At 69.0% G+C, this 4,661-nt stretch carries 5 protein-coding genes; 2 read left to right on the top strand and 3 right to left on the bottom strand.

Annotated features, from left to right (window positions below; translation table 11 throughout):
* Both AQJ66_RS36465 and AQJ66_RS36460 read right to left on the bottom strand, forming a co-directional pair.
* A partial coding sequence (locus tag AQJ66_RS36465) for a DEAD/DEAH box helicase (RefSeq protein ID WP_079060627.1) occupies window positions 1-2,391 on the bottom strand: 2,391 nt, incomplete at its 3' end.
* Between the two features lie 81 nt (window positions 2,392-2,472).
* Window positions 2,473-2,715, bottom strand: coding sequence for a hypothetical protein (locus AQJ66_RS36460; RefSeq protein WP_061931220.1), 243 nt, complete (start codon window positions 2,713-2,715; stop codon window positions 2,473-2,475).
* A gap of 580 nt (window positions 2,716-3,295) precedes the next feature.
* Here AQJ66_RS36460 and AQJ66_RS39225 point away from each other — a divergent pair.
* Entirely contained in the window at window positions 3,296-3,661 is a 366-nt protein-coding gene (locus tag AQJ66_RS39225) for a hypothetical protein (protein ID WP_061931217.1), read from the top strand.
* Here AQJ66_RS39225 and AQJ66_RS41115 read toward each other — a convergent pair.
* Window positions 3,543-4,094, bottom strand: coding sequence for a DNA/RNA helicase domain-containing protein (locus tag AQJ66_RS41115; protein WP_425264333.1), 552 nt, complete (start codon window positions 4,092-4,094; stop codon window positions 3,543-3,545). The two genes, AQJ66_RS39225 and AQJ66_RS41115, sit on opposite strands and share 119 nt — an antisense overlap.
* A 60-nt stretch (window positions 4,095-4,154) precedes the next feature.
* On the opposite strand from AQJ66_RS41115, the gene AQJ66_RS40535 reads away from it, so the two are divergent.
* Window positions 4,155-4,661: hypothetical protein (locus AQJ66_RS40535; RefSeq protein ID WP_244163042.1), on the top strand; the 507-nt coding region annotated here is incomplete at its 3' end.

Below are 4,661 nucleotides of genomic sequence, written 5' to 3'. Positions count from 1 at the left end.
GACGACGATCCGTTCGATGTGTTTCCGCGGTACGCGGAGGTGTCCTTCGCGTTGGTAGTACTGCTTGGCGGCCTGGTAGTTCAGCGCCCACTTGTCGGCCTGCGTCCGGCGCGGGGGCGGCTTCTCGTCCTCGCTGGCGGGCTGGATCCCGAGGATGTGTTCGCACATCCACTGCTGCACCGTCGTCAGCTTGTCCCAGCCGTACCGGACGGAGCGTACCCACCGGCCGAGATCTTCGCCTTGGTGCACGACGTCGCCCGGCGAGGTGGGTAGCGGGTGGCCGGCTTCGAGGTACTGCCGGACGAGGTGGAAGGCGCGCTGCCATTCCACGGGCCAGGCCGGGCACCACGACGGGTCGATGTCCTCCAACTGCTGACGCCGCTCCTCCGACAACGCTCCGGCCGACGACGGAACGGGCAGGCCCTCGGCGCGCCGTTGCTCGTTCTCGGCCGCTTTGCGGGCGGCGGCCCGCGCGTTCTTCAGCCAGATCCCCACGCGGTAGCCCTGGAAGGTGGCGTCCAGCGGGGCCAGGAGGTGGCCCGCCTCGGCCGCCCACCCGCGCGCCGCCGCGAGACCTTCCTCCCACGCGACGTCGTAGTGGGACCAGACCATGCCGAGCTTCTCCAGCTGTGCGATGCGGTCCTGGTCCATGTCCCCGCGGGTGTAGACGCGCCGGTTGTCGGCGATCCACTGCCCGAGCCGGAACCCGGCGAGCGAGGACGGCCACCCCTCGGCCTCCGCCGCTTGGTCGTTGCCGCCGGGCACCCGGTAGGTGAAGGGCACCTTAAGGTCGCCGTGCTCGCGGGCGTAGATGACGGAGGCCTCCACCCCGCGCCGCCACTGTTCGTGTTCGGGGTTGAGGACGCGCAGGGTGATGAACGCGGCCAGCTGCGCAGGGTCACGAGGCGTGCTGAACTTGAGTAGCTCCCGTGCTGGCACCGACAGCCGGTCGCTTCGGTCGCTCTCTACTGTTTCGCCCTCTAGTTCTCCGCCGCGGGTCTGTACGCCTCTGACTCGACTGCGGGCCTGGGGTTCGGCGAGTGCCTCGACGACGCGGGCGTCGTGCGCCCGGAGCGCCTCCAGAAGCTTCGCCAGCCCGCCGAATGCCTGGCTGGTGAGCATGTTGTCCGCCGCCTCGCCCGGCCCGAGCAGTACCGGCACCACGAGTGAGGCGATCTTGCCTTCGCCGGGCTGCATGCGCAGCGCGCGGCCGACGGCCTGGACGAGGTCGGGCATGGAGCCGCGCACGTCCGCGAAGTAGACGGAGTCGCAGTTCTTGGTGTCGACGCCCTCCCCGAGAACCTTCACCGAGCCGAGGTAGCCCTTCTCCACGACGGTGCCGTCCGTGGCGATCCCGGCCGCGAACTCCCCGAGAACACGCTGCCGGTGGAGCGGCTTGTGCTCGCCGCACAGCCAGTCCACCCAGATCGTCTTCGGGTACAGCTCGGGGTCGGCGGCGTGTAGCCGCTTGGCGACGTCGGGGAGGCCGGCCGCGAACGCCTCGGCCTCCTTCACGACGTGGTGGAAGACGAGCGTGCGCCGGAAACCCTCCTCCGACGACGCCTTCACCAGAGCGGTCTGCAAGGCCGCGAGGCGGGCCCCGCGGACCTGGTCCGAGCGGCCCGCCACGCCCAGGAGCTGCGCTGCCTGGAGCTGGGTGTCGGTGATGTCCAGGCACACCACCTGGTACGGCGCGCAGATCCCCCGGTCGATCGCCTCCGACAGCGTCAGCGTGAAGCAGCGCGCACCGAACGGCGAGTCGGGAGAGTCCTCCATGCTCGCCACCAGCTCGCCCGGCGCACCCTGGTCGGGGTCCCCGTCCAGTTGCCACAGCCGTGGGGTGGCGGTCATGTACAGGCGGCGCAGGGCGGGGATGCGGGTGTTGTCGTGGACGACCGCCCACGGCTTGCCGATCCGACCCGAAGTTCGGTGCGCCTCATCGACCACGATCAGGTCCCACCCGGGTAGGCCGGTCCGGTGCGCGCGCTCGAGTGTGCCGAGCCCGAGTGAGGCGTAGGTGGCGAACACCGTGACCTTGTCAAAGGGGCGCACCCAGGCGACGAGCTCGGCCGCGTCCGTGGTGTTCGGGAAGGAGGCCTCTGGTCCGCGCAGGGACGAGACTCCGATCATCGGCCCCGAACGCCCGCCCTCGCGCCAGGCGGCTTCGGTCTGCGCGAGTAGGTCCAGCGAGGGCACGAGCACCAGCACCCGGCCCGCTTGCAGCTCTTGTGCGCTGCGCACGGCGACGAGGGTCTTGCCGGAGCCGGTCGCCATGATCACTTGCGTACGCAGTCCCTGTTCGGGGACGTGTCCGCCGGGAGGAAGGGTCAGGGCGCGTACGACGTGGTCGGTTGCTTCCCGTTGGTGAGGGCGTGGCTGGGGGTGCGGCATGTCCTGCCTTCGGCGGTTGGGCTGGGAGGCCGGCGGGCTGTTCCGGCCCTCTGGGCAACCGGGAGGTGACGTGGGTGCTGTTCAGACGATGTGGACTCGCTCGAGGTTGCCCTCTTCGTCGCGCAGGAGGATCTCCTTGCCGTCGGCCATCTGCTGGGCGAGGAAGGCGTAGACCTGGACGGCTCGGTTGATGACGTCGGTCTTGGACAGGCCGGTGATCCGCATGAGGGTGCCGACGGCCTGGGCTGCCGTGGCGATGAGGGTCACTGTGAAGCGTTCGTTGTCTGTCCGTACGGCGTGGAGCTTGTCCTCTGGCCGAGCCATGTCAGCCTCCTTCGGAGTGGGAAATCGGATGCCCGCAGACATCCCTTACCTCTCCATCATGCCACCTACGCACCTAGAAGCCACCACTTTGGTGCTCCGTAAGTGCTGTGATGCGTGTTTTCCTGGTCGCACGCGGTGCATGATCACACCTCTCCGTCTCTCGTCACCCGTCATCGGCAGGCGCAAGTGACCCGGTGTCTTCCGGAGCTTCTGATGGGGCCGCGGGTTCACGGACACGGCTTTGAGTCCCCACCTCCTATCCAGCCGCCGCAGGCCGGCCCCGATGCCAGGGCGCGATCGATGTAGTCACCGATGTGGTGAAGAAGGGGTGCGTCACCGGTCGGGCACGTGCTAGATTGCATCCGCGGCAACCGCCGTGTCCTGCAACAGAGTTGAGTGGATCGAAAGGGCCCTAAATGCGGCTTAATCCTCGCCAGCAGTCGGGTGGGCAATGCCTAGCCCGCAGCTTCGTCTCCCGTGTGACGTAGGGACGAGCAGCTGGCTGGGACTGATCGAACTCCGATGCGTGCCGATCCACGGTGCGCAAGTTCGGTCGCCGCTCACTAGGAGGACCCAGCCCATGAACAACAACTCCATGCAGGTCACGAACGACGAGCAGCCGTCGGCGCAGGCCGCCGTGCAGATCCAGACGACGCCGGTCGTCCAGGACGAGGCGCCCACCAGCAACGCTGAGCTGAGCATCGAGGCCACCAAGACGAACTTCAAGGCCGAGATGAGCGTTCCCGGTCCCAACGCCGGGCAGATGATCAACGCCGCGACCCGCATTCTCGGGCTCGCCGGCTCGGTCGTCGGTCCTGCCGTGGTGCTCAAGTTTTCCGCGAACCTGGTGATGCCCTGGTACGGGGTGTGGGCGCTGGTCGTGGTGGTCGCGGTCCTGCCGCTGGTTCACGTGGTGGTCGGTAACCGCCACGACAAGCAGCAGTAGTTGACCTGCACGGCATAGACGTTGAAGCGGCGCCGGACTCTGTGGAGTCCGGCGCCGCTTCGCGTGCGGGGTCAGCTTGCCTGGATGAGAGTGTGCAGCATGTGGTGGGTGGTGGGGTCGGTGGCGTGGATGGGGGGACGTGCTGGAGCACGGCGGCCAGGTCCGGCGGCAGGCCGGCCGCACTGCCTCGTTTGATGCGCTGGGCCTCGTCGATGACGAGCGCACCTGTCTGGCGGGCGGTGCTGCGCAGGGAGCCGGCCGATGGGAACAGCTCACGGGCCGCGCCGTGGCTGCGAACGGCGTCCAGGAGGTGGGCGCGCAGCGTGCCCGAGGGGGTGATGAACCGGGGGCGGGTCGCAGGGTGGGCGCGCATGAGACGCCCCAGCAGGCGCACGGCGAGAGCGGTCTTGCCGCTGCCTGGGCCGCCGCTCACCGTGATGATCGCGCCGTCACCGCTACCGGTCGGCGCTGCGGCCTTACCGCGGCCGGGTAGGTGACGTGCCGCGGCCTGACGGATACGGACGAATGCATCCTGCTGGTCGCCCACCAAGGCGAACGCGCTGCTGCCTTCCAAGTCGGCACCGACATGGTCGAGAAGCCGGCTCGAGGGCTGCCACCGAATACTCTCGAACGCCTGCGCCTGCCCAGCCCCCGGCGCCGTCAGGTCCCCACAGCACAGCAGCCGCGCCAGCACCGCACCGGGCCGCGACAGCTCCTCACCGGTCAGGACCGGCACACCGGCATCCGCACCGGCGCCAGCCGACAAAGCGGCTCCCTCGGCGGCGGTGGCATTGTGCAGCACCACCACGCCGCGCACCTCGAGTTCCGGTGCGCCCTGCGGGCGCCAGTGCTGGAAGAAGCTGCGGTACGCGGCGACCTGGTGGACGGGATGGGCCGTCACCAGACCGTTGGTGCGTACTACCCGCTCGGTGCGAGGATGCGGCAGGTCTGCCACTGCTTCAGCTCGACGATCACCAGTCCCAGGGCCCTCGGTATCGAG

It is taken from the genome of Streptomyces bungoensis (assembly GCF_001514215.1).
GTDB classification, from domain to species: Bacteria; Actinomycetota; Actinomycetes; order Streptomycetales; family Streptomycetaceae; genus Streptomyces; species Streptomyces bungoensis.
This window is presented reverse-complemented; position numbering and strand designations above follow the sequence as displayed.